The 22,081-nt window shown below is 60.2% G+C and carries 20 protein-coding genes; 11 read left to right on the top strand and 9 right to left on the bottom strand.

The features are described 5' to 3' along the window. Nucleotides 1–6: 6 nt before the first annotated feature. The 4 genes from EIK79_RS03605 to gatB all read right to left on the bottom strand — a co-directional run bounded on the left by EIK79_RS03605 (nt 7) and on the right by gatB (nt 6,457). The gene (locus EIK79_RS03605; protein WP_124953779.1) at nt 7–2,487 is read right to left on the bottom strand and encodes a DNA topoisomerase I; all 2,481 of its coding nucleotides are present in this window, start codon (nt 2,485–2,487) and stop codon (nt 7–9) included. A 150-nt stretch (nt 2,488–2,637) separates the two neighbouring features. Beyond that, nucleotides 2,638–4,161, bottom strand: a complete 1,524-nt coding sequence (locus EIK79_RS03610; protein WP_124953780.1) for a S8 family serine peptidase — start codon at nt 4,159–4,161, stop codon at nt 2,638–2,640. 129 nt (nt 4,162–4,290) lie between these two features. After that, a complete protein-coding gene (locus EIK79_RS03615; RefSeq protein ID WP_124953781.1) occupies nt 4,291–4,917 on the bottom strand; it encodes an ArsR/SmtB family transcription factor in 627 nt (208 codons plus the stop codon). Nucleotides 4,918–4,984: 67 nt separating this feature from the next. Further along, nucleotides 4,985–6,457 (bottom strand): Asp-tRNA(Asn)/Glu-tRNA(Gln) amidotransferase subunit GatB, encoded by a 1,473-nt coding sequence (gene gatB, locus EIK79_RS03620; protein ID WP_221621672.1) that lies wholly within the window; start codon nt 6,455–6,457, stop codon nt 4,985–4,987. 835 nt (nt 6,458–7,292) lie between these two features. On the opposite strand from gatB, the gene EIK79_RS18390 reads away from it, so the two are divergent. The 3 genes from EIK79_RS18390 (at nt 7,293) to EIK79_RS03630 (ending at nt 8,465) form a co-directional block, all read left to right on the top strand. Next, nucleotides 7,293–7,454, top strand: coding sequence for a hypothetical protein (locus EIK79_RS18390; RefSeq protein ID WP_221621673.1), 162 nt, complete (start codon nt 7,293–7,295; stop codon nt 7,452–7,454). Between the two features lie 106 nt (nt 7,455–7,560). After that, the gene (locus EIK79_RS03625) at nt 7,561–7,899 is read left to right on the top strand and encodes a hypothetical protein (protein ID WP_124953782.1); all 339 of its coding nucleotides are present in this window, start codon (nt 7,561–7,563) and stop codon (nt 7,897–7,899) included. A 251-nt stretch (nt 7,900–8,150) separates the two neighbouring features. Then, nucleotides 8,151–8,465 (top strand): hypothetical protein, encoded by a 315-nt coding sequence (locus tag EIK79_RS03630; protein WP_124953783.1) that lies wholly within the window; start codon nt 8,151–8,153, stop codon nt 8,463–8,465. Between the two features lie 188 nt (nt 8,466–8,653). On the opposite strand, the gene EIK79_RS03635 is transcribed toward EIK79_RS03630, so the two are convergent. Beyond that, nucleotides 8,654–8,902, bottom strand: coding sequence for a hypothetical protein (locus tag EIK79_RS03635; protein ID WP_124953784.1), 249 nt, complete (start codon nt 8,900–8,902; stop codon nt 8,654–8,656). A 143-nt stretch (nt 8,903–9,045) separates the two neighbouring features. On the opposite strand from EIK79_RS03635, the gene EIK79_RS03640 reads away from it, so the two are divergent. Continuing rightward, nucleotides 9,046–11,334, top strand: a complete 2,289-nt coding sequence (locus tag EIK79_RS03640) for a heavy metal translocating P-type ATPase (RefSeq protein WP_124953785.1) — start codon at nt 9,046–9,048, stop codon at nt 11,332–11,334. Here the strand turns inward: EIK79_RS03640 and EIK79_RS03645 are convergent. Then, nucleotides 11,331–11,618 carry a GYD domain-containing protein gene (locus EIK79_RS03645; RefSeq protein WP_124953786.1) on the bottom strand — a complete coding sequence of 96 codons (288 nt, stop codon included), beginning with the start codon at nt 11,616–11,618 and terminating at the stop codon, nt 11,331–11,333. The two genes, EIK79_RS03640 and EIK79_RS03645, sit on opposite strands and share 4 nt — an antisense overlap. A 119-nt stretch (nt 11,619–11,737) precedes the next feature. Between EIK79_RS03645 and EIK79_RS03650 the strand changes: the two genes are divergently transcribed. Continuing rightward, a complete protein-coding gene (locus EIK79_RS03650; RefSeq protein WP_124953787.1) occupies nt 11,738–12,175 on the top strand; it encodes a bifunctional nuclease family protein in 438 nt (145 codons plus the stop codon). Between the two features lie 27 nt (nt 12,176–12,202). Here the strand turns inward: EIK79_RS03650 and EIK79_RS03655 are convergent, their stop codons facing one another. Beyond that, complete coding sequence (locus tag EIK79_RS03655; RefSeq protein ID WP_124953788.1) at nt 12,203–14,065, bottom strand: PINc/VapC family ATPase; 1,863 nt, start codon at nt 14,063–14,065, stop codon at nt 12,203–12,205. 169 nt (nt 14,066–14,234) lie between these two features. Here EIK79_RS03655 and EIK79_RS03660 point away from each other — a divergent pair, with 169 nt between their 5' ends. Both EIK79_RS03660 and EIK79_RS03665 read left to right on the top strand, forming a co-directional pair. Further along, nucleotides 14,235–15,302, top strand: a complete 1,068-nt coding sequence (locus EIK79_RS03660) for a M20 family metallopeptidase (protein ID WP_124953789.1) — start codon at nt 14,235–14,237, stop codon at nt 15,300–15,302. A 25-nt stretch (nt 15,303–15,327) separates the two neighbouring features. Continuing rightward, complete coding sequence (locus tag EIK79_RS03665) at nt 15,328–16,821, top strand: carboxypeptidase M32 (RefSeq protein ID WP_124953790.1); 1,494 nt, start codon at nt 15,328–15,330, stop codon at nt 16,819–16,821. A 241-nt stretch (nt 16,822–17,062) separates the two neighbouring features. Here the strand turns inward: EIK79_RS03665 and EIK79_RS03670 are convergent, their stop codons facing one another. Then, a complete protein-coding gene (locus EIK79_RS03670) occupies nt 17,063–18,241 on the bottom strand; it encodes an inorganic phosphate transporter (protein ID WP_124953791.1) in 1,179 nt (392 codons plus the stop codon). A 134-nt stretch (nt 18,242–18,375) separates the two neighbouring features. Continuing rightward, a complete protein-coding gene (locus EIK79_RS17915; RefSeq protein WP_185715496.1) occupies nt 18,376–18,549 on the bottom strand; it encodes a hypothetical protein in 174 nt (57 codons plus the stop codon). Between the two features lie 27 nt (nt 18,550–18,576). Here EIK79_RS17915 and EIK79_RS03675 point away from each other — a divergent pair, with 27 nt between their 5' ends. The 4 genes from EIK79_RS03675 (at nt 18,577) to EIK79_RS03690 (ending at nt 22,049) form a co-directional block, all read left to right on the top strand. Then, entirely contained in the window at nt 18,577–19,767 is a 1,191-nt protein-coding gene (locus tag EIK79_RS03675; RefSeq protein WP_124953792.1) for a tryptophan--tRNA ligase, read from the top strand. A 297-nt stretch (nt 19,768–20,064) separates the two neighbouring features. Next, a complete protein-coding gene (locus EIK79_RS03680) occupies nt 20,065–20,583 on the top strand; it encodes a transcription factor (protein WP_124953793.1) in 519 nt (172 codons plus the stop codon). Between the two features lie 3 nt (nt 20,584–20,586). Continuing rightward, complete coding sequence (locus EIK79_RS03685; protein ID WP_124953794.1) at nt 20,587–21,294, top strand: DUF2110 family protein; 708 nt, start codon at nt 20,587–20,589, stop codon at nt 21,292–21,294. A gap of 59 nt (nt 21,295–21,353) precedes the next feature. Continuing rightward, complete coding sequence (locus tag EIK79_RS03690; protein WP_124953795.1) at nt 21,354–22,049, top strand: DUF5803 family protein; 696 nt, start codon at nt 21,354–21,356, stop codon at nt 22,047–22,049. Nucleotides 22,050–22,081 lie beyond the last annotated feature (32 nt).

Genomic DNA, 22,081 nt, shown 5'->3' on the forward strand with positions numbered 1-22,081 from the left:
GTTCACTCAAGCGGTTGCTTGTGCTTGCCATTCCCTGATTCGGTCGGCGCTCACACCAGACACTTCGCTCGCTACCTCCTCAGCGGCTGCGTCTTGAAGCTCTTCGACCGTTGTGATGCCGGCCGATTCGAGCTTTTCGACGGTTTTCTCACCGACGCCATCGATGTCCTGAAGGGTCGAGACGGCGTGACGGTCCTGATACTCCTCGTAGTTGCAGATCGGACAGCCCAGTTCCCATGGTTCTTCGTCCTCGTCTTCGTCGTGGACTTCGAGATGCGGCAGCTCATGGTCTTCACACACCGTGTCAGTGACGACGATCTCACCGTGACGAGGCAGCGGCAGCGAGTACTCACAGTCGGGATACCGGGTACAGCCAACGAGCCGTGAGCCGGTTCGGAGCTGTTTGATCGCCAGTTCACCACCGTGCTCTTCTCCACACGCGGGGCAGTTGCCGATGATCCGGTCTTCGGTTGCGTCGGCCGCGTCCGCAGCACACTGGGGGCAGCCGTGGACGAACGTGTCTCGTCCAGCCAACATCTTCACGTGGTGCAACTCGTGTTCATCACACGTCTCGTCCATCACTAGCGGCTCACCCTTGTTTGGCAGGGGGAGCGTGTACTCACAGTCGGGATAGCCGTCACACCCGATGAAATACGACCCATACCGGGACCGTCGGACTAACAACGTTTCTCCACACACCGGGCACGGTCCCAACGCTTTGTCTGCTTTCAACGCCTCGCGGAGATGCCTGCCGATCTCCTCGTGGGATCCATGTAGCTCCTCGAACACCCGTTGTAACATTTCACGCGACTCGTCGGTCACCGACTCCAACGACGCCTCGCCCTCCGCGATCGCCGTCATATCCCGCTCCAACTGGGCGGTCATCTCCTCGCTCACGATTAGGTCCGCAAAGTCCTCGGCGGCTTCTACGACGCCCCGCGCCAACGCCGTCGGTCGAGGCGGATCGTTTTCTATGTACCCCCTATCATATAATTTCTGCAGAGTGTTATGTCGGGTACTTTTCGTTCCTATCCCAACTGACTCCATCGTTTCGATGAGCCGCGATTGGCCTCGGCGGCGGGGCGGCTGGGTCTGTTTCTCTTCGAGTCGGACGTTGGTGATGTCGAGTCCGTCCCCTTCTTCGAGTGGCGGAACGTAGTTTTCGCTGGTGGAGCGGTAGGGGTACACGTCGTGGTAACCGGGATCGACGAGCCGTTTCCCGTTGGCTTTGAGCCGACAGTCGTTTGCGATGGCGACGACTTTGAGATGCTTCCACGTTGCGGGTTCGGCCAGCGTCGCAAAGAACCGACGGACAACGAGTTCATACACCCGCCATTCGTCTTCGTCGAGATCATCGGGAAACTCTCCGGTGGGATGGATCGGTGGGTGATCGGTGGTTTCGGTGTCTCCCCGACTGGGTTCGAGGTCCTCCAATTCAAGCAGCGTTCGGGCGTCCTCACCGAAACTGTGGTGGTCAGCGAACGCATCGAGCAATGCTCGGTGATCGAGATCCTCTGGATACACAGTGTTGTCGGTTCGTGGATACGTGATGTACCCCGCCGTGTACAACTCTTCTGCGATACTCATCGCCCGCTGGGCAGAAAGCCCGATCGAGCCTGCCGCACGGATGTACTGCGTGGTGTTGAACGGAGTGGGTGGCTCGTCCGTGCGGGTGCGCCGCCGAACGGAATCGACGCGCGCCTCGGTCGCCTCAGTCAACTGCTCGTTGATCGTCGTCGCAGTCTCTTCGTCCCAAATCCGTTCCTGTTCGGTGCCGTCCTCGCGGTAGAAGTATTGGGCTTTGAACGGCTCGTCGTCAATGAGGTCGGCAAACAGTTCCCAGTACTCCTCCGGATCGAACGCTTCGATCTCCCGCTCGCGGTCGACGATGAGTTTGAGCGTGGGTGATTGAACCCGGCCGACGCTGATGAAATCGTTGCCGAGCTGCTTGGCCGATAGTGAGAGAAAGCGCGTGAGTGACGCCCCCCACAACAGATCGATGATCTGTCTTGCTTCCCCTGCCGCTGCAAGATCGAAATCGATCTCCTCGGGGGACTCGAACGCCGATTGAACCTCCTCGTCGGTGATTGAGGAGAAGCGAACGCGTTGGATCGGCCCACTGATCTCCTCGCGGACGAGCTCGTAGGCTTCCTTGCCGATGAGTTCTCCTTCTCGATCGTAATCCGTGGCAATGATCGCGGTGTCCGCGTTCCGCGCCAGCGACCGGAGTGCGGCGACGATGTTCTCTCGGGTTTCGGTTTTCACAACCTCCGCGTCGACGAGTTCGGACGGCTGGACGTCTCGCCAATCGGAATACTCCGAGGGAAAGTCCAGTCCGACCACATGCCCCGACAGTCCGATACAACGACGTCCACCCCACGAATACACGTTCACTCCGTTGTGGCGCTCCGTCGTCGCACTGCCGTCGCTCAGAATCTCCGCGATGCGCCGGGCAGCGTTGTCTTTCTCAGTGATGATCAGTTCCACTGCGCTCTCCCTCCGTTGTCATTCTGCTAGGCCAACCGCTGCCCTAACTCTTTCGACACTCCCCACGAGAAACCGCACGATGGCGGCGGGATGTTTATGATCTATTGTCACATTCGCCGTGAGTCATCGCAAGGAGGTGGGTAGGGCGTGTCACTTCTCATTGCTCTGGGAGTCGATCGCTCGGGTGGCGTTCACCATCCCGTAGCCGGATCGCTCATCGATTCCGTTTGCGCCCACATCCTCGGCCGTGAGAAACAGCGTCGTTCGCACCTCTGTGGGGGTTGCTCCGGGGTTCGCTGCGAGAACGAGCGCGGCAGTTCCGGCTACGTACGGCGTCGAAAATGACGTTCCGTCTTCGACAGTGATGCCGTCGATCGCCACCAAGTCGGGCGCAACCACGTCAGCACCACGGGCGCTAAACGATTTCACTGCTCCGTTGTCGACTGCACCAACGGCGATCACCCCCCGCGCGGTAGCCGGTGCTGCCCGGCCCCCGCGCGATCGGTACTGTAACTCCTGATTGGCGAACAACTCAAGCCGGTCCATCGTAGCGGTGTCGGATTCGGATCGGATTGACACGTAATACTGCCCTTCGGGGACTGTCGTTTGAAGGTGTTCGAACGGCCGGCCGTCGTGGCCCGTCGCCTGTGCGACGACTGCATCAGTGCCGGGCTGGGCGCGGAGGAGATACAGATCGTAGTTCGTCTCAGTTGTGGGCCAGCTGTCCCATCGGAGTGTGAGCCGTACTGATCCACTGAGTGGTTCACCGTTGTTTAAGGGATTTATCTGCGTGTCATTCCGGAACGACACCCAGCTGTCCGTGGATCGATTGCCCGACCAGTACCGTTCGGCGTGGTTCCCGACGGAGGTGATGAACACTGTCTCCGAGGCGGCCTGTTGGGCGATCCGAGTGAGATTACTGGTTCTGTTTCCGGGGTGGGCGTAGTAACTGCCAGCGTCGACGATAATGTCGGCTCCTGAGCGCTGAAGCCATTTTACGGCGGCCGCATACTCTTCGGCTGTCGTTGTCGTCCCGACTGCAGCGAGCTGCAGCGTCGCGTTCGGTGCGGTGTCAGCGATGACGCTCGCTACTGCTGTCCCGTGTTTCCCGTCTCCGTTCGGATCAATCGTGGCGTAGCCACGGACCTGCGACGCGACGGCTGGGTGACTCGGTCGGAAATCGCTGTCGATGATGCCGACCGTGACGTTCTCTCCAGTGAGTCCACGCTGGTGAAGGCGCTCCGCAGCGATCTCGCTGACGCCTGACGCGATACGCCCGTCTCCGGCGGTTGTTGGGTCCGTGATCCGTATCCGGTCTGCGTGTGAGGATTTGAGAAACGGCCGAACGTCCGACATCGCCATCGAACCGTGGGCGTACCGTTGTCCGTTCTCGGTGGAACGGTGATTGAGCACGAATGATCCGGAATAGTTCTCGCTGTGTGCGCTCGGTATGGTTCCGCCATTGATCGGTACGACGACCTCGACCTCGTTGTCGAGGGTCGGTGGCGGTTGATACGGTTCCCGGTCGATGTGGTGTTTTAGACTCTCGATCACGTCGACCGACGATTCTGCTGGTCGATCGAATGCGAGTGAGGAATGAGAGAACGGAAACACGAACGACGCACAGAAAAGTAGGGTGATCACGCCAACTGCGGCTTGCTCGCGTCGGATCATCGTCGTCGACGCTTCCCCTGTTTCGCTCCTCGATCTTGCCTGTGTCCGTCTGTAGGGTGTTCATCCTGCCCCAACGGACGTGATACACGAATGACGCCCCGTCTGGATGGTGATTCGAGGGCGTTCATCTCATCCTGTGATCAGTTCACGGAGCGCCTCCCTGTGCTGTACCACGATCACGAACAGGAGTACGAGCACTCCTCCGGCGAAAAAGATCACGCCGGGCGGGACGCCGAGTGGTGAGAGTCCCACTGCTCCACTGTTTCCTAGCGCGTCCCCAGCGCGCGGGAGCTGTTCCCCCGTCGTCCTGTCGATCGTCGGCGTGACGATCCACTGAACGAGGAGGCTCACGATCCCGAGCAGTCCGATGACCGACATCAGCCCCCGAAGCGAGTCGAGAAAACTGTGTTTTCGCTCCTCTCGGCCGACGAACACCACGAGTGGTTCCTCGCTCGGCGCGTAGACGCTCATCTCTCGACCTTTCTCCGAATAACGCGTATCAGCAACACGGACAGCGTCCACTTGTTTTAGCTTCGAGAGATGGTGACGGGCGTTCTGTACCGAGGTATCGACGCGAGTCGCCACCTCTGAAGCGGTTTGTGGTTCCTCATGCAGTGCTGTGAGGATTGCACGTGCGGTGTCCGAAGAAAGCGAAGCCAACAAGTCTCCTGTATCATCGCTGTCCAGCCACAACGTCCGAGGATCACCGTTCTGCTCCGAACTAGCGTTCGTGCCAGTCGGCAACAGCCCTGACATTGAATTCCAATAACCGCTGGAAATACAAATAGTTGCGGTAAGTATTTCCGCCCACGTCAGAACGCCATTAAATGAGTTGTTCTTCTAGCAGTTCATTCACAGTTTGTGGGTCCGCACTGCCGCCAGTAGCGGCCATAACCTGTCCGACGAGGTAGTTGAGCGCGCCGTCTTCGCCAGCGTGGTAGTCCTCGACTGCCTCTGGATTGTTCTCGATGGCGTTTTCGACAGCACTCGCTACCACATCGTCGTCTGTTTTTCCGAGTCCTTCGCGCTCGACGATCTCTTCGGGTGTGAGATTCTCGTCTAGCATCGTCCGCAGAACGATTTCTTCCGCGTTTTTCTCGGTGATCTCGTCGGTCCAGACGAGTTCTAACAACCGGACGAACGCCTCGCGGTCGACCGACGAGAGCGTCATGTCGCGGTAGTTCAACTCCCCGAGAAGCAGGTCAGCAACCCATGTGGCCACGAAGTCGGGATCGAACGTATCAGCCAGTGACTCATAGAAGTCAGCGATCCGCTTTGTGGAGGTGAGTTTCGAGGCGGTCTCTTCGCCCACGCCGTATTCCGCTCTAAACCGCTCTCTGCGCGCGTCAGGCAGTTCGGGAATCTCGATCTCGTCTTTCCACGACGCGACGCGAAGCGGCGGGATGTCGGCTTCGCGGAAGTACCGATAATCTTTCTGGGTTTCTTTCGATCGCATCGACACTGTTACGCCCCGATCCTCGTCCCAGTGGCGGGTTTCCTGTTCGATCGCCCGGCCGCGTTGGATCGCGTTGCGCTGGCGGGTGATCTCGTAGGCCAGCGCCTTCTCGGCTCCTTTGTGGCTGGAGATGTTTTTCACCTCGGTCCGGTTCGCTGACGCGAGCGTCTCCGCATCGATTGTGCCGTCGTCTGTCTCGCTGGTCGCTACTAACGAGATGTTGGCGTCGACGCGCAACGACCCGTCGCGTTCGGCGTCGAATACGCCGAGATATTCGAGTACCTCTTCCAGTTTTGCGAGGAACGCCCGCACTTCCTCTGGACTACGGAAATCTGGTCGTGTGACGATTTCCATCAGGGGCATTCCGGCGCGGTTGTAGTCGACTTTCGTGTACTCCGCACGTTCGATGCTTCCCCCTTCGTGTTTTAGACTCCCTGGGTCTTCCTCAAGGTGGGCGCGTTCGATTCCGATCACACGGCGGGCTCCTGAAACAGAGAGTTCGAGGCTGCCGTCCTGACAGATCGGATTGTCGTACTGGGTGATCTGGAAGTTCTTGGGCAGATCTGGGTAGTAGTAGTTTTTCCGGTGAAATCGCGTTTGTTCGGGAATCTCGGCGTCGAGCGCCTTCCCGACCATGACGGCCATCTCGACCGCCTGCTCGTTCACCACCGGTAACGCTCCCGGAAGGCCGAGACAGACCGGACAGGTGTGTGTGTTCGGATCGGCGTCGGCGCTATCGGTCGAACAGCCACAGAAGATTTTCGACTCGGTTTCGAGTTGGACGTGCACCTCCAACCCCATAACCGCGGCGAGATCGCGCGTTCGCGTCGCTTGGCTCATTATTGAGTGCAACCGGCCGCGCGCGCTAAAGGCTATCGCACCACCACCTTTTTTCCGCTCGGGTGGCTGCGCCACCCTCACCGCGCGAGACGGTCGCTCACTCCGTTCGCGCTGCGACTCGCTGGTTCCCACTCGCTACCGCTCGCGGGAACGCAAAAAATCTGGACCAAAAAAGGCCGCTCGCTCCGCTTTGCTACGCTCGCGGTGACTACACCTGCGTCTTCCGCCGCCGCGACCGCCTCCGCCCCGCCACCGCCTCCGCTTGCCCCTCCGCTATTCGGAGTGATCCCCTTGAGGGAAAGCTAATTTGGAAGACAATAGCGTCCGATCTCGATGTTCGTGCAATCCATCGAGCAACCGCTGATGGGATTAATTGTTAGTGTGATATAACACTTTTATTCCATCAGTACCTTTATGTGTGATGGGGCAAGGAACGATAGATGAGAACGCTTGCGTGCGCCATGGGGCGTGTGCGTTCATGTTGAACGCGCCGGGTGTATAGGGCACCCGACGCTGGGGTTCTCACGACAGAGAAACCCATGACTGGGAACGAAGCAGAGACATGTAACGGTGTCGAATCGTATCAGAAACGTGACCAGCGCCAGCGATGTCCCCGCTGTGGGCGGCCAGTCCGTACCCGCCTCGACCATCGGATCGGTTGCCCATTGGGACGGTGGTGGCGATGACCCACCTTTTTTCCGCTCGGGTGCGCTTCGCGCACCCTCCCGCAAAAAATCTGGACCAAAAAAAGCCGCTCGTTTGACGAGACGGTCGCTCACTCCGTTCGCGCTGCGACTCGTTGGCTCCCGCTCACTTCGTTCGCGGGGGGCAGGAGATGACATTGCCAGTGTTTCAGTTCTGGGACCGACTGGGCGAATCGGTGAACATCTCGACTCTTGATGATCGGGACCGGATTTCGAAAGCGGAGTTGTACTACGTCGTGGACGTGGGGACAGGAACATGGTGTCGCCAGAAGCCTTCGGCTTCTGGCTGCTAACCAGAATCTTCGATTCTGGTGATGTAAACCGTGTCGGAGTACAGGCTGCGCCCACGCCACCCAGATCGAACAGATTCTAGCAACCGCTGGGCTGGGCCGGTCACAGGTGAACGACGACGACCTACCCGGGATTGCGAACATCACGCGCTATGAAGCGACGGGGGAAATGGTCGCCACCGGGTGGTTCGAGAACGGTGGCCGGGTGCGGTACCACGAACAGCGCGATGGGACTGTGGTCCAGTCGGTGTACACGCCCGAGGACGAGCAGGACCCGACCGCGATAACCGAACAGCCCGACGCAACGAGTGCCCCAGCCGCGTTGGTCGCACTGTTGGCGGAGTACTGCCACTATCGCCAGCGCGGCGATCTCGACGGCTTGCGGGCCTGTTACCCCGATGTGGCTCGTGTCGTGGACAAAGCTCCAGCCATCCACGCCGACGACTGAGAACAGCAGAGTCGGCGGTCGCGGAAGCGGAGCGGAGGTGGGGCGGAAGCGGTCGCGGGCAAGGTCACTCACCGCGAGCGCCAGCGAGCGGCTTTTTTTAGTCCAGGTTTTTTGCGTTCCCGCGAGCGGTAGCGAGTGGGAACCAGCGAGTCGCAGCGCGAACGAAGTGAGCGACCGGCTCGCGTGGTGAGGGTGGCGCAGCCACCCGAGCGGAAAAAAGGTGGGCTGGTATCGCCAGCGCGGTGATCTCGATGGACTGCGGGCCTGTTACCCTGACGTGGCTCGTGTCGTGGACAAAGCGCCAGTCGTCCACGCCGACGACTAAAAACACAAAGGCGGCGGAGGCGGTCGCGGTGCGGGGGCGGAGCGGGCAAGACGCAGCACCGCGAGCGTCAGCGAGCGGCCTTTTTTGGTCCAGATTTTTTGCGGGAGGGTGGCGCAGCCACCCGAGCGGAAAAAAGGTGGGCTGGTATCCCCAGCGCGGCGATCTTGATGGACTGCGGGCCTGTTACCCAGACGTAGCACGCGTCGTCGGTGAGCCGCCAGCTGTCCACGCCGACGACTAAAAACAACAGAGTCGGTGGAGGCGGTCGCGGCGGCGGAGACGGTTGCGGCGGCGGAAGCGGTCGCGGCGGCGGAAGACGCAGGTGTAGTCACCGCGAGCGGTAGCGAGCGGCTTTTTTAGTCCAGGTTTTTTACACGAGGGTGGCACAGCCACCCTCGTGTAAAAAAAGTGGGTGAGTAGCGCCCCCTTTCACTCCCCGTCGGGTTTGTCACCGGTTTGTACCGACTGTGGCCCTGTCCGGTCTTCCATAAACCCACCACGGAACGCGAGCCACCCCAGTACCGACATGAACAAGATCGGTGGGAGGATCATGATCGCCCAGAGCGGACTCAGCCCCCACTGTAACAGAAAGACGACGCACATGAGTCCTAACGCCAAAAACGGAACGATAGCGAGTAACGCCCGCTTCCCCGAGATCCCCCGGTCGTTGCCATCCATACTGTCGATCAGACGAGGACGGACAAAAACGCCCCGTTCACAGTGAGTTATTAATTCGTGTCCTATATATTAATAGAGATTATTTCTAAAACCGGGATTCATAACAGCTGGATTAATAACTCTGCGTCGATTTTCAGTAGATAATGACTGATGGAACGACGGATACTGTAGGGCAGTTTCACGTGCCGGACATGGATTGTCCATCGTGTGCCCAAACGGTCGGGTCCGCACTCGACGACGTATCGTCGGTAGCGGAGTACGAACTCAATCCGACGACCGGGCAGGTGTCCATCACCTTCGACGGATCGCCGTCGCCGGAGTCAGCCGTCGACGCGATCGAGCGCGCGGGATACACCGTTGATCACGACAGAGAGCTTCGGAGTGAGCCGGTGTGGCGCAGTTCCCGTGCGATCAAAACCGGCGTCAGTGCTGTGCTCGCGGCGCTCGCACTCATCGGATTCGTCGTTCCGGCGTTCGACGCGACGCTGGTGACCGTTGCCGGACAGTCGTTTTCCGTCTCTGATGTGCTGTTTCTCGGGTCGGTCGCAGTCGGTGGCGAGGTCATCCTATCAAGTGGCTACCGGTCACTCCGGACGATGTCGCTAGATATGGATCTCCTGATGAGCACCGCCATCCTCAGTGCGCTGCTTATCACGATGCTTACGTCCCGCGAGCTGTACATCGAAGCCGCGTCGTTGGCGGTGCTCTTTAACGTCGCAGAGTTGCTCGAACGCTACTCCGTTGATAGAGCGCGCAACTCTTTGGCCGAACTGCTCGAACTGTCACCGGAAACCGCCGTCGTCGATCGTACTGATCAAGCCGCCGGTCCAGACGAACCGACCGAAGTCCCCGTCGAGGAGGTCGAAGTGGGTGAGACGGTGATCGTCGAACCGGGTGAGAAGATCCCGCTGGACGGCGTGGTCGTGGCGGGCGAAAGCGCCGTCGACCAATCGCCCGTGACAGGCGAAAGCGTCCCCGTCGACAAGACCGATGGCGACACCGTCTACGCGGGGACGGTGAACACCAACGGTTATCTCGAATTCGAGACGACGGCGACCAGCGAAGACTCGACGATCACGCGCGTCATCGATCTGGTCGAGAGCGCACAGGAGCGTCAAACCGACCACGAGCAGTTCATCGAACGGTTTGCGGGCTACTACACCCCGGTCGTGGTCATCGCGGCGCTGCTGGTCAGCGCGGTCCCCCCGTTGGCGTTCGGACAAGCAACGGTGCCGTGGCTCGTTCGGGGTATCGAACTGCTGGTGATCGCTTGTCCGTGTGCGTTCGTGATCAGCACGCCCGTGACGGTCGTCTCGGGGCTGACGAGCGCGGCGAACAACGGTGTGCTCGTGAAAGGCGGTGATCACCTCGAAGCGATGGGTGCTGTCGATGTGGTTGCGTTCGACAAGACGGGGACACTCACGGAGGGTGAACTGGATGTGACCGACGTCGTTCCCTTCAACGGACACACGGAATCGGACGTGCTGCGCTGTGCCCGAGGTGTCGAACGGCGCAGCGAACACCCGATCGCCGCCGCCATCACAGCCCACGCAGCGACTGAACCCGCCGGCACCGATCACGGCGAGGGAATCGCGGCGTTCGAAACGCTCACCGGGCGGGGCGTTCGCGCCGACATCGGTGGTCACACCCATTATGCGGGCGCACCGACGCTGTTCGAGGAACTCGGCTTCGATCTCGAACGCATTCGAGCCATCGACGCCGACGCGCTGCCCGCGGAACTCCACGGCGAACGGGCTGACGGCGTGGCAATCGAGGACATCGTTGCCCACCTTCAGGCCGAGGGTAAAACCGTCGTTCTCGTCGGTACGTCCGAGCAGCCCACTGCGGACGGTGAGACCAGCGACGGCGAACTGGAGGGACTCATCGCTGTCGCGGACACCGTCCGCCCCGGTGCCGCTGAAACCGTCCGGACGCTGTCAGAGCGGGGACTCCACACTGTCATGCTCACGGGTGACAACGAGGGCACTGCGCGCGCTGTGGCCGAAACGATCGGCGTCGACGACTACCGAGCTGGACTGCTCCCTGAGGAGAAAGTCGACGCGGTCGAAGCACTCCGGACCAGTGACAGCGTTGCAATGATCGGTGACGGGATCAACGACGCGCCCGCGCTTGCGACGGCCGACGTGGGCATCGCAATGGGAGCGGCCGGCTCCGACACCGCTATCGAAACCGCCGACGTTGCGCTGCTCGGTGACGACATCGATCGGCTGCCGTATCTCGCGGCGCTCGCTGACCGTGGTTCGAGCGTCATTAAACAGAACATCTACGCGAGCCTCGCTGTGAAGGCGGTGCTCGCGGTGCTCATCCCTGTGTTTTTCATCCCCGTTTATCTCGTTATCCTCCTCGGAGACGTTGGCATGACGCTGCTCGTCACTGGCAACGCGATGCGGCTCTCGCGGCTCACTCCCTAGATGTCCTCGACGAGCTGGCCGAACTCGTCGGTCGGGACGATCTCCATCGTCTGCATATCCAGCCCCCGGCGCTCGATGATGAGCGAAATCCGAAACGCCTGATTCCGATCGTCTGCCTCGAACAACACTAGGAAATCGTACTCGCCAAGGATCGCGTACGATTCGAGCAGATGTCCACCGTGGTCGTTGATCTCAGTCCGGAGATCACCCCAGACCGTCGCCAGCGACTGAACGTTCTGGATGCGGGCTTCGTTCACCGTGACCAACGACATGTACACGCCCATACCATGATTATTGGTAACAAATACTAAAACAGTTCCGGCGAGCAGGTTGCCATCCCCACGATCGTCTTATTCGATGGGTATCGGGTTAGCTTTTCATAGTTCCTTGCTGAATGTATCGTATGGTACAGACCGCCACCGTTCATGGGGTTGGTGTGAGCACGTCCGAAGAGGGTAAGGAGGTCCCCGTGGTGTTGCTCGACGCAAACGAGCAGATCGTTCCGATCTATATCAGTCCGGATCAAGCGCGATCGATTCAGTTCGCTTTCAACGGTGAATCGTTTGACCGGCCGTTGACGCAGGATCTTTTAGTTGAGATGGTGACAGAATTCGGTGCCGCCATCGACAACATCTGTATCGATGATCTCGCTGGACAGACGTTCTACGCGAAAATACACACCGAACAGTACCGCGATGGCGAACGGCGAACAAGGACGTTCGACGCTCGGCCCAGCGACGGCATCGCCATCGCGCTGCGCGTTGACTGTCCGATCGAACTCGAAGACAGCGTGATCGAAGAGGCTGGACAGCCGCCGTCTTCCTACGAATCCTCGATGTGAATCGTCGGTCTCTCTGTTTTGCTTTCGCTACGAGGACGCCACGGTGATCTCACGCCGATCGTCGATGGCGCGTTCGAGTTCTTCCGCGATGGCGCTGCCGCGTGAAACCTGCACCTCACCCCCACGACTCACCGTCGCGGTGAACAGGTATTCGCCGTCGGCGTTGATCTCGACCGTCTCCCCGGCATACTCTTCGAGCGGGATGACGATGTGGCGAGCAGTGACTTCGGGAGTGACGATATCGCCGGTCTGCTGTGTTCCGCCACTCACAGCGTCGGGACTGGGGCGCTCTTCGAACGACCGCACGTCGATGTCGATACCGAGACGGTTTTCGATCTGCGAGATGCGCCCGCCACCTTTGCCGATGACAGCGGAGATGTCGTCGTCCTCGACGTAGACGATGGCGCGGTTTTCGCCCTGCAGTTCAACTTGGACGTGTCCCCGAGCGACGGATCGGATCTCGCGCTCGATCTCCTGTTTGGCGAGTTGGCCGACTCCTGACTCCTTGCTTTCGCCGTCCTCGATCGGCACTGTTACGACCTGCCGGTTGAACGTGTACATTTCATAGACAGGGCGTCCGGTTTCGTGATCGCGGACAACGATAACGGGACGGGCGAGATCCTCCTCCATCAGTCCTTCGGGCACTTTGACCTGCGTGGAGACATCGTACATCGTCGCCACGTCACCGGACTCGACGTACGCCACGGTGTCGACGACTTGCGGAATCAATCCGAGTTCGACCCGGCCAACGAGCCGCTGGAGCGCGTCGATCGCCCGCGTCGCGTGGACAACGCCGACCATCCCGACGCCGGCCAGCCGCATGTCGGCAAACGTCTCGAAGTCGCTGGTCTTTCTGACCTCGTCGTAGATGGTGTAGTCGGGCCGGACCATCAACAGCGAGTCCGCCGTTGCGTCCATCCGGCCACCGAGTTCGGTGTACTGGGTGATCTCTGGACCAACCTGTAGGTCCCGTGGTTTCTCCATCGTCTTCACCGAGTACTCACTATCTGAAAGGAATTCAGCGACGGCTTGGGCCAGGGTCGACTTGCCTGCGCCGGGTGAGCCGGCGATCAACACGCCGCGTTGGCTGTCAAGCAACCGCTCTTTCATCTCCTCGTCGTAGCTGTAGTCGCCAATCTCCGTTTTAACGAGCGGACGGACCGCCGTAATCTCAAGCCCGTCGGAGAAGGGCGGTTGGGCCATCGCGATCCGGTAGTTGCGGAACTGCACAATGGTCATTCCCGGTTCCGACAGCTCAATGAAACCGTCTTCGGAGCTTTGTGCGGCGTTTCGGATCTCGTTCGCGTGTTCGCGCAGCGTCTCATCGTCGAGTTCCGTTTCCGCAACCGGTCCGTACGACACCTCCGTCACGTCGCCACGCTTTGCCATCGGGCGAACGCCGGATTTCAGGTGGACGCTGAGCGTCTCCGAATCGAAATACGTCTCGATGGCGAGCGTCTCGATCGTCGTCTCATACGGTTCGAGATAGAGGGTGTCGATGTCTTTGGCTTTCGCCACCTCGCTTTGGACGAGATCACTCGTGACTAGTGTCGCGTCGTGTTCGGTGGCCATATCGCGGATGGCCGCGTCGACCTCGCCTTGCTCGGCGCGTTCGATCTCGTCGGGGGTCGCTCTGCGACCGACGTACGTGATCTCGATGTGTCCGTCGTTTTCCAGCTCCACGAGCCGCTGTAACTCCTCGATCCCACGCCACCCGATCGCTCGACCGGCGTTTGCCTGCGATTCCAGTTCACCGACGACCGCTTCCGGAACGTAGACGTGGACACCAGTGAAGTCGACGTCGTCCTCGGTTTCGTCGGGGGTCTCCGGGCTAACACGCTCGGACACGCGGCCATCGATGACCACGCTCGTGTCCGGAACGACATTCATAGTTTCGCTACGGCCCCACGGCGCTATAAGGGTGTCCACACGTTTCGTCGGACGCCGTCGATTTGATCGAAACACACGGTGAGGGAGACACTATTGTGCTGTCGACTGTTGGGGTCGATATGGACTGTCCGTTCCTGTGGACCGCACGCGCGTATGAGGTGAGCGTTCGATGACTGTCCGTGCGCTGACTCGACAGCTCGTTTCCATTCCAAGCCACGACGATCCGACGGCGGCGGGTAGCGCCATCGAAGCGTGGCTCCGGTCGGAGACGGACGCCACTGTTGAGCGGACCGATGCCGGTGTGATCGCCCGGCGTGACGGCGGCGGTCGGTGTGCGCTCGTTGGCCACCACGACGTGGTTCCGCCCGCCGACGAACAGACTGACGACGGCGAATACGTGATTCATGAACGGGATGATCGGCTGTCCGGTCGCGGCAGCGCAGACATGAAAGGATCGCTCGCGGCCGCGCTGTGTGCGTTCCGGGACGCGGACGGTCCCTGTACCATTGCCAGCTTCCGAGGCGAAGAACAGGGCGGAGTGGGTGCTCAACGAGCCATCGAAGCGGGCTTTGCCCCTGAGTACGCCGTCGTCATTGAAGGATCGACCGGCTACTCCGCCGACGGCGTGACCGACGTAGCGGTCGCTCACAAGGGGCGTCGAGCGAGCACGATTCACGCTACCGGCACGGCGGCCCACGCGAGCGAACCCGAGCACGGGACGAATGCGGTGTACCGGGCGACGGAAGCCGTCGGTGTGCTACAGGAACTGTTACCGCCCGAGACGAGAGTGCTCGGCCACGATCTGCGCGGACGCCTCTGCGTAACGGGGATCGAGGGCGGCAGCGCGTGGAACGTGGTGCCCGACTCCTGTGCGATCACCGTCGACGAACGGACTGTGCCCGACGAGCGCGCTGACATCGGGCGCGTGACGGCGATCGATGGCGTCACGTGGGATGTCGAGCAGGATCTGCCACCGATGGCGTGCGACGACGACGCGTTCGCTCACGCAGTGCTCGACGCCGCCACTGCAGCACAATCCAGCTCCCCGGCGTTGGTAACGAAGCCCCACGCGACTGACGCCGGATGGCTCGCCCAAGCCGGGACGACCTGTGTCGTCTGTGGCGCGGCCGAACCCGGTGAGGCACACACCGACGACGAGAGCGTTTCCCTTCCGGTTCTCGAACGGTGTTACCGAATCTATCGGAACCTTCTCTCGCGGATCGAGGGGTGGGATTGATAGCCCCGGGTATCCTGTCACCAGTATGGCAGCCCAATCCTACGACGAATTCATCGATCACGTCAAGCGCTTTTCGAACGTCGAACACGCGATCCAGATCCTCAACTGGGACCAAGAGGTGATGATGCCGGAGGGCGGAACCCCTGCCCGATCGCAGCAGGTTTCGACGCTTTCGACGCTCCACCACGAGCTGCTCACGAGCAAAGAGACCAAAACGTATCTCTCGGCGGCGGAATCGTCGTCGCTGACCGACGAGCAATCGGCGGTCGTCAGGGAGGTCAGACGCAAGTACGAACGCGCCGATCGGGTTCCGAGCGAACTGGTCGAGGAAATCGCCCATACCACGAGCTCGGCGCTTCCGGTGTGGAAAGAAGCAAAAGAGAACGACGATTTCGAGGCGTTCGCACCGACGCTGTCGAAACTCGTCGATCTCAAACGCGAGTACGCTGAACAGATCGATCCGGACGAAGATCCCTACGCCGTGTTGTTTGCGGAGTATGAGCCGTATCTCGGGTTGGACACCGCAGAACGCGTTCTCGACCGACTGCGAGACCGCCTTGTCGATCTCATCGACTCGATCGAAGAGAGCGACGCCACACTCGAAACGGACGCCTTCTCCGGAACGTACCCCGCCGACGAACAGGAGGCGCTCTGTCGGTCGGCGTTGGATCGTCTTGGCTATCCATGGGAGCACGGACGGCTCGACACCGCACCGCATCCGTTCTCTACCGGCTCACAGTTCGACGCGCGGGTGACGACGCGGTTCAGCGACGACGATCCGATCGACGCGCTCACCTCCACTATCCACGAGTTCGGTCACGCGATGTACACGCTTGGACTCCCCCGTGAACAGTACGGCACGCCGCTTGGGCAGAACCGTAACCTCTCGGTTCACGAGTCCCAATCACGGCTGTGGGAGAATCATGTCGGACGCTCGCTTTCCTTCTGGGAGCAGTTCCTCCCGGCTGTCACCGAACGGTTCCCCGAAACGAGTGGTGTGTCCCCGCGTGCGGCCTACGAGACCGCCAACCAAGTGTATCCGGACAACCTGATCCGCGTCGAGGCGGATGAGTTGACCTATCATCTGCACATCGTGCTTCGGTTCGAGATCGAGAAGCAGCTCATCCACGGCGCGATCGATGTCGAGGAGGTGCCCCACGTGTGGAACGAGAAGATGGAGGAGTATCTCGGCGTTCGGCCCGACACCGACAGCGCCGGCTGTCTACAGGACATCCATTGGACACACGGCAGCTTCGGGTATTTCCCGACGTATTCACTGGGGAGCGTGCTCGCCGCACAGCTGTATGCCACTGCTACAGCCGACATCGAGGCGCTCGACGAGCAGATCCAACACGGCGAGTTCGACGCGCTTCAGGAGTGGCTCACCGACAACGTACACCAACACGGACAACGCTACACCACGCCTGAGCTGATCGAACACGCGACCGGCGAGTCGCTCACCGCCGACTACTTCCTCGATTACGTCGAGCGGAAATACGGCGCGTTGTACGACCTGTAGGCACCCGTCGAGTGCAGTCACACAATAGTGCCTTGACAATACATGCCGTGTGCTCAACGGGACGAGCCTCGTCTGTGGTGACATGGATCGACTCGGAGACGACTCGGCGTGTCCTGTCTGTAAGCGATCGACACCCACGAAACGAACGTGGCACCCGACGTACAACCACGTGTGTGGGAGCTGTGGCGTGTTGTTCAACACATTCGACAGCGGAATGGAGCTTGCGACAAACATCACCCGCTCACAGGAGCGCTTGGAGCGTGATGTAGACACCATAGCTCCCGACGATAGCGATCGCTAACGATCCGATCCACGCTATCACGGTGTTGCGCATTTTCGACTGACTGACGCTGCTCGTTCCACCCGCAGCGAAGCCGCTGCCGATGATCGCGCTGAGTATGATCTCGTTGAACGACACCGGAATTCCGTACAACACCGCGGTCTGTGCGAGCGCGAACGACGGCACGAGCGCGGCGATCGAACGCCGCGGTCCGAGCGAAGAGTAGTCCTGTGCGAGTGCTTTGATCATCCGAGGCGCACCCATCCACGAACCGGCGAGCAACCCGATTCCTCCGCCGATGAGCAGCATCACAAGCGTGATCGGTAGCACTTCGAGCAGCGGGATCAGCGGTCCGACCGCCAGCCCGACTTGGCTTGCACCTGCGGAGAACGCGACGAGTCCCCCGAGTACCAACAGGAAGTGGCGCAGTCCCCGGTCCGCGTCGGCCATGTCCCACGCGAGCAACGCGGCGGCGATTGCGCCGATCCCGACTGTGATCACCACCACGGCGATCCCATCACTCAGCCCCGACAGCACTGGCCAGTTCGTGCCCGTTGTGGCGACCGACTGACCGCCCAGAAAGACGAACGACATGTTTGCGATGATCGCCCCGACAACACCACCGAGCACCGGAACGCTCACGCGTTCTGGAACACGTTTGTGACGCAACAGTCGGGCCGTGACGTACGCGATGGCGCTTCCCACGAACGGCACGAGCACCCACATGGTCCCGATCTCTTGGTAGGTACTCCACGCGGGTAATCCACCCATCGCCAACCCGACGCCGATAACCGCGCCTGTCGCCGTGAATCCCGTCGGGATCGGATAGCCTGTGAAGATTCCGATCGAAACGAGCAGTGCCGCCACGAACAGGCCGACTGCGATCGCGCCGGGAGACAGCGTTACCTCGCGGATCAACCCTGTGCCGACCGTCCCCGCAACGTTCGCACCCTGAAACACCGCTCCCGCGAACCCGAGAATCCCGACGAGAAACCCGGCTCGCATCACTGAGATGACGTTTGCTCCGGCTGCGGGGGCAAAGGGTGTCGATCCGCTCGATCCAGCACCGATCGTCCACGCCATAAACAAGCTAGCAATCGACGCGACCACGATAATCCCCAAAAACCCCAGAGCAACCATTGTCACCATTTCCCTGTGATTCGTTAAATAAACCACGGAGCGGGCCGTTTCTCGTGGATCGTTTCGATGGCCATCGGGGCAGAGTCGCTCCCGGTATGAGGGCACAAAACAGTTATTCTGTTTCATCTCCAACCCTATACCGATGACAGCCACGACCCGAGCGTGTTCACGTCTGCTGTCACCGCTTCTGGGCTGGCGGTGGCAGTGGCCTCGCTCGGGAAGTGGATAGTGTCACGGACCGGCCCTCGCGGGAGACCCCCCGTGGGATGGCCGTGGTGCTCCCTCGCTTTCTCGTCTGTATCGATCACCGAGTGACAACACAGCCACATCATCATATGACAGACAACGACTCTGAATTCACTGTGACACCGTACACGGTGTCAGGCGAGATCGACTACGAGAAACTCCTCGAACAGTTCGGCGCTGGTCGGCTCACGGACGAACAGATCGCGCGGTTTCCCGAACCGGTCCATCCGCTTGTGCGCCGCCGGGTGTTCTACGCCGAGCGCGATGTGGACCGGTTTCTGAGCGCAGCCACTGCCGGTGAACGCCACTCGATCGTCACCGGACGGGGTCCCTCCGGTGCGATGCATCTGGGCCACATTGTTCCGTTGTACTTCGCAAAGCGACTCCAACAGCAGACGAACGCGCTGGTGTATATCCCGTTTTCCGACGACGAAAAGTACTTCGTCACAGACCGCTCTCTCGAAGAGATCGGGGAACAAACCCGCGAGAACCTTCGGGATCTGCTCGCGGTCGGCTTCGATCCCGACCGGACGCGCATTATCGTGGACACGGCCGACGCCGATGTCATCTACCCGCTCGCCGTCGCCTTCGGAGCAGAAGTGACGGAGTCGACGTTCAAAGCAGCGTACGGTGAGTCGCAAAACATCGGCCACTCCTTTTACCCTGCCGTTCAGGCCGCCCACCTCTTGCTTCCACAACTCGTTACGGGACGCCACCCGACGCTCGTCCCGATTGGCGTCGATCAGGACCCCCATGTGAGAGTGTGCCGGGACATTGCGGCCAAACAACGCTACGATGTCGACAAGCCTAGCGCGCTGCTCTCGAAGTTCCTCCCGAGTTTAGAGGGATCCGGGAAGATGAGTTCGAGCAGCGACTCTGAGACTGCCCCCACCATCCACCTTTCCGATGACCGCGAGACCGTCTTCGAGAAGATCCACACCCACGCCTACTCGGGTGGTCAATCCACTGTCGATGAGCACCGAGCACGCGGCGGCGATCCCGAAGCGGACGTTTCCTACCAGCTCTTGCATTCGTTTTTCGAGGAGGACGACGACCGACTGGATCGGATCGCACGCGAATACCGGAACGGATCGCTGCTAAGCGGTGAACTCAAAGGGATGGCCGCCACCGCGGTCGCGTCGTTTCTGGACGCACACCAGCGCCGCCGCCGTCGACTAAACTCGCTCGAAACCGAACTCCGCCGATACCAGCTCACCGAGCGTGAACGGGAACACGCCCGCCGTCGAGTTGGACACTCTACATTTAAAGCCATGATTTGACAAGCACCACACACAGGGCGATTCCCCTCTAACGCATAGTTGCCGGATCGAAGACAAACGCTTGGACTTGTGTCGATACCAGTGTTGCACGTGGCCGTTCGACATCGTGTGTTCCGGTATCCGTCTCCCGCCTCCGTGTCGATCTCGGATTCCCCCCATCCGGGATCGAAACCGGTCTGCGGTCATTTTCGACCCCCCCATTCCGACCTCACTCTCAGTAATCACCTTGCTGCACCGCCTCTCGTTCGAGCCACCGGAGCGGAAGATTTACCAGAATCAGTAGCACATATTCCCGTAATGGCTTTCGAGGAGCTACTAAACGACCCCGTTATCCAAAAATATCTGCACGAGCTCGTCGGTCCGACAGGGATGCCGGTCGCTGCTGCCCCCCCTGATGGGGAAGTGACCGATGAGGAGCTAGCGGAAGAACTTGGACTAGAACTGAACGACGTGCGACGGGCGTTGTTCATTTTGTATGAGAACGATCTTGCGAGCTATCGCCGGCTTCGAGACGAGGATTCGGGCTGGCTCACGTATCTCTGGACGTTTCATTACGAGAACGTGCCCGAACAACTCGAAGAGGAGATGTACCGGCTTCTCGACGCGCTCGAAGAACGGCGCGAGTACGAGACTGGCCACGAGTTCTATCTCTGTCCGGAAGAATCACTTCGATTCGAGTTCGAGGAAGCGATCGAGTTCGGCTTCGAATGTCCCCAGTGCGGGGCTGAGCTGGAGCCGATGAACAACGACGCTCTCGTGACTTCGATGGATGAACGCATCACGCAGCTTCGTTCGGAACTCAACGTGGAAGCATAAGGAATGGTCGTTCTCGCAACCAAACTCTACGTTGGTGGAACGGCCCGCGATCGGGCGATCGACTCGTTGCGTTCGTTGATCGAAAACGACATCGGAGGCGTTGATGTGGAATGGTCGGTGGGTGTTCGATCCGATGGGTTCCCCTCCGTCACGATCGACGGGCCTGATGCGGTCATCGCCCGGAACGTTCTGAGCGATCAGTGGGGGACGATCACGCCGTCGTTCGAGTCCGGCGAGGAGTACGTCGGAACGCTCACTGCGTGGGACGACGACGGTCTCACGCTCGATGTCGGTGACAGTGTTAGTGCGGATCCGGCGCTGTCGATTGATGCGGACGGAACTGTTCGGATCCCGACTGACCAGCTCGGTCTCGGTCCGGGAACGGCCACTGAAATCCGGACACGGTTCGGACTGGTCCAGCATCTGCCCCTCCGATTCGTTCCCGGCGATCCGCCTCGATTGGCCGACTCGGAACGCGATCGGCTGTACGAGTGGACGCGTGGAACGGGGCGCGTGAACGTTAACAGCGCGACGCGAGCGGAAGTACGTGCCACGGTGAACCGTGCTGGTCACGCCGACGACATCGTCACTATCGAACGGCTCGGTCTCCTCGAACAGAGTATCGTCTGTCGTGAGCAGACGGATCCCCCTGGATTACTTGCGGCCATTGGTCGCCACCTCCCCGCAGAACTACTGTGTGTTCTGCCATGAAACGGCGTCTCGCTGTCATTTCTCTGATGGTCCTGAGCATAAGCGCGGGCTGTATGGGTATGGCTGCTCCAGATCTCGGCTTCGGGCTGGGCGAGCAAACAGATTCGGAAAACATCACGTACGACTGGAACACGAGCACTAACGCAACGCTCACCTTACAATCTGAACAGTATCAGTCGGTGTACGACCTTGAAAACGACAAACTCGAACTGTACACCCACGGTCCCCTCGGCAGCGAACGAACGCTTGACGTTCGGGCTGTAAAATACCGCTATTCCAACGAAACGGTCGTTACTACTGACCACCCAGATCTGTCAGTCGAGAAATCGAACAGTCGGACCATCGTTCAAGCGCCCAACGGCGACGGTCAGATCGCCTTCGTCACCGATAAAAGCCCGAAATCGATCACGACACCGGTGTTCTTAGAATCGGATAAACCCTCCTACGAGATCGTTCTCCCACGGAACATGGACATCGCCGCTCCGATTATCGGCACCGCAAGCCCGGGCGGCTATGAGACGAGCACTGAGGACGGTCGCGTCCACATCGTCTGGGACGCTGTCAGCAGCAGTTCCGTCTCAGTCAGATATTATCTCGTCCGGGATCTGTACATCCTTGGTGCGGTCCTCGGGATCGGACTTCTCGGTGGACTGGCCGGTGTCGGCTACTATCTCTTCCAGATCCGACGGCTCAAACGCCTCCGACAACGGATGGAGGTCGATGCCGATATCGATACCGGAAACGACCAGCAGTGATCAGGTGTGACAGCTCACTGTCGAGGATATTG

This window comes from Halocatena pleomorpha (assembly GCF_003862495.1).
GTDB classification, from domain to species: Archaea; Halobacteriota; Halobacteria; order Halobacteriales; family Haloarculaceae; genus Halocatena; species Halocatena pleomorpha.

Excerpts from the sequence above, each read along its gene's own strand:
- EIK79_RS03630 (WP_124953783.1), top strand. The coding sequence starts at position 8,151 with ATGGACTGCGGGCCTGTTACCCTGACGTGGCTCGTGTCGTGGACAAAG.
- EIK79_RS18390 (WP_221621673.1), top strand. The coding sequence starts at position 7,293 with ATGACATTGCCAGTGTTTCAGTTCTGGGACCGACTGGGCGAATCGGTG.
- EIK79_RS03670 (WP_124953791.1), bottom strand. The coding sequence starts at position 18,241 with ATGGTTGCTCTGGGGTTTTTGGGGATTATCGTGGTCGCGTCGATTGCT.
- gatB (WP_221621672.1), bottom strand. The coding sequence starts at position 6,457 with ATGAGCCAAGCGACGCGAACGCGCGATCTCGCCGCGGTTATGGGGTTG.
- EIK79_RS03675 (WP_124953792.1), top strand. The coding sequence starts at position 18,577 with ATGACAGACAACGACTCTGAATTCACTGTGACACCGTACACGGTGTCA.
- EIK79_RS03685 (WP_124953794.1), top strand. The coding sequence starts at position 20,587 with ATGGTCGTTCTCGCAACCAAACTCTACGTTGGTGGAACGGCCCGCGAT.
- EIK79_RS03655 (WP_124953788.1), bottom strand. The coding sequence starts at position 14,065 with ATGAATGTCGTTCCGGACACGAGCGTGGTCATCGATGGCCGCGTGTCC.
- EIK79_RS03680 (WP_124953793.1), top strand. The coding sequence starts at position 20,065 with ATGGCTTTCGAGGAGCTACTAAACGACCCCGTTATCCAAAAATATCTG.
- EIK79_RS03690 (WP_124953795.1), top strand. The coding sequence starts at position 21,354 with ATGGCTGCTCCAGATCTCGGCTTCGGGCTGGGCGAGCAAACAGATTCG.
- EIK79_RS03640 (WP_124953785.1), top strand. The coding sequence starts at position 9,046 with ATGACTGATGGAACGACGGATACTGTAGGGCAGTTTCACGTGCCGGAC.
- EIK79_RS03645 (WP_124953786.1), bottom strand. The coding sequence starts at position 11,618 with ATGGGCGTGTACATGTCGTTGGTCACGGTGAACGAAGCCCGCATCCAG.
- EIK79_RS03665 (WP_124953790.1), top strand. The coding sequence starts at position 15,328 with ATGGCAGCCCAATCCTACGACGAATTCATCGATCACGTCAAGCGCTTT.
- EIK79_RS03660 (WP_124953789.1), top strand. The coding sequence starts at position 14,235 with ATGACTGTCCGTGCGCTGACTCGACAGCTCGTTTCCATTCCAAGCCAC.
- EIK79_RS03635 (WP_124953784.1), bottom strand. The coding sequence starts at position 8,902 with ATGGATGGCAACGACCGGGGGATCTCGGGGAAGCGGGCGTTACTCGCT.
- EIK79_RS03610 (WP_124953780.1), bottom strand. The coding sequence starts at position 4,161 with ATGATCCGACGCGAGCAAGCCGCAGTTGGCGTGATCACCCTACTTTTC.
- EIK79_RS03650 (WP_124953787.1), top strand. The coding sequence starts at position 11,738 with ATGGTACAGACCGCCACCGTTCATGGGGTTGGTGTGAGCACGTCCGAA.
- EIK79_RS03615 (WP_124953781.1), bottom strand. The coding sequence starts at position 4,917 with ATGTCAGGGCTGTTGCCGACTGGCACGAACGCTAGTTCGGAGCAGAAC.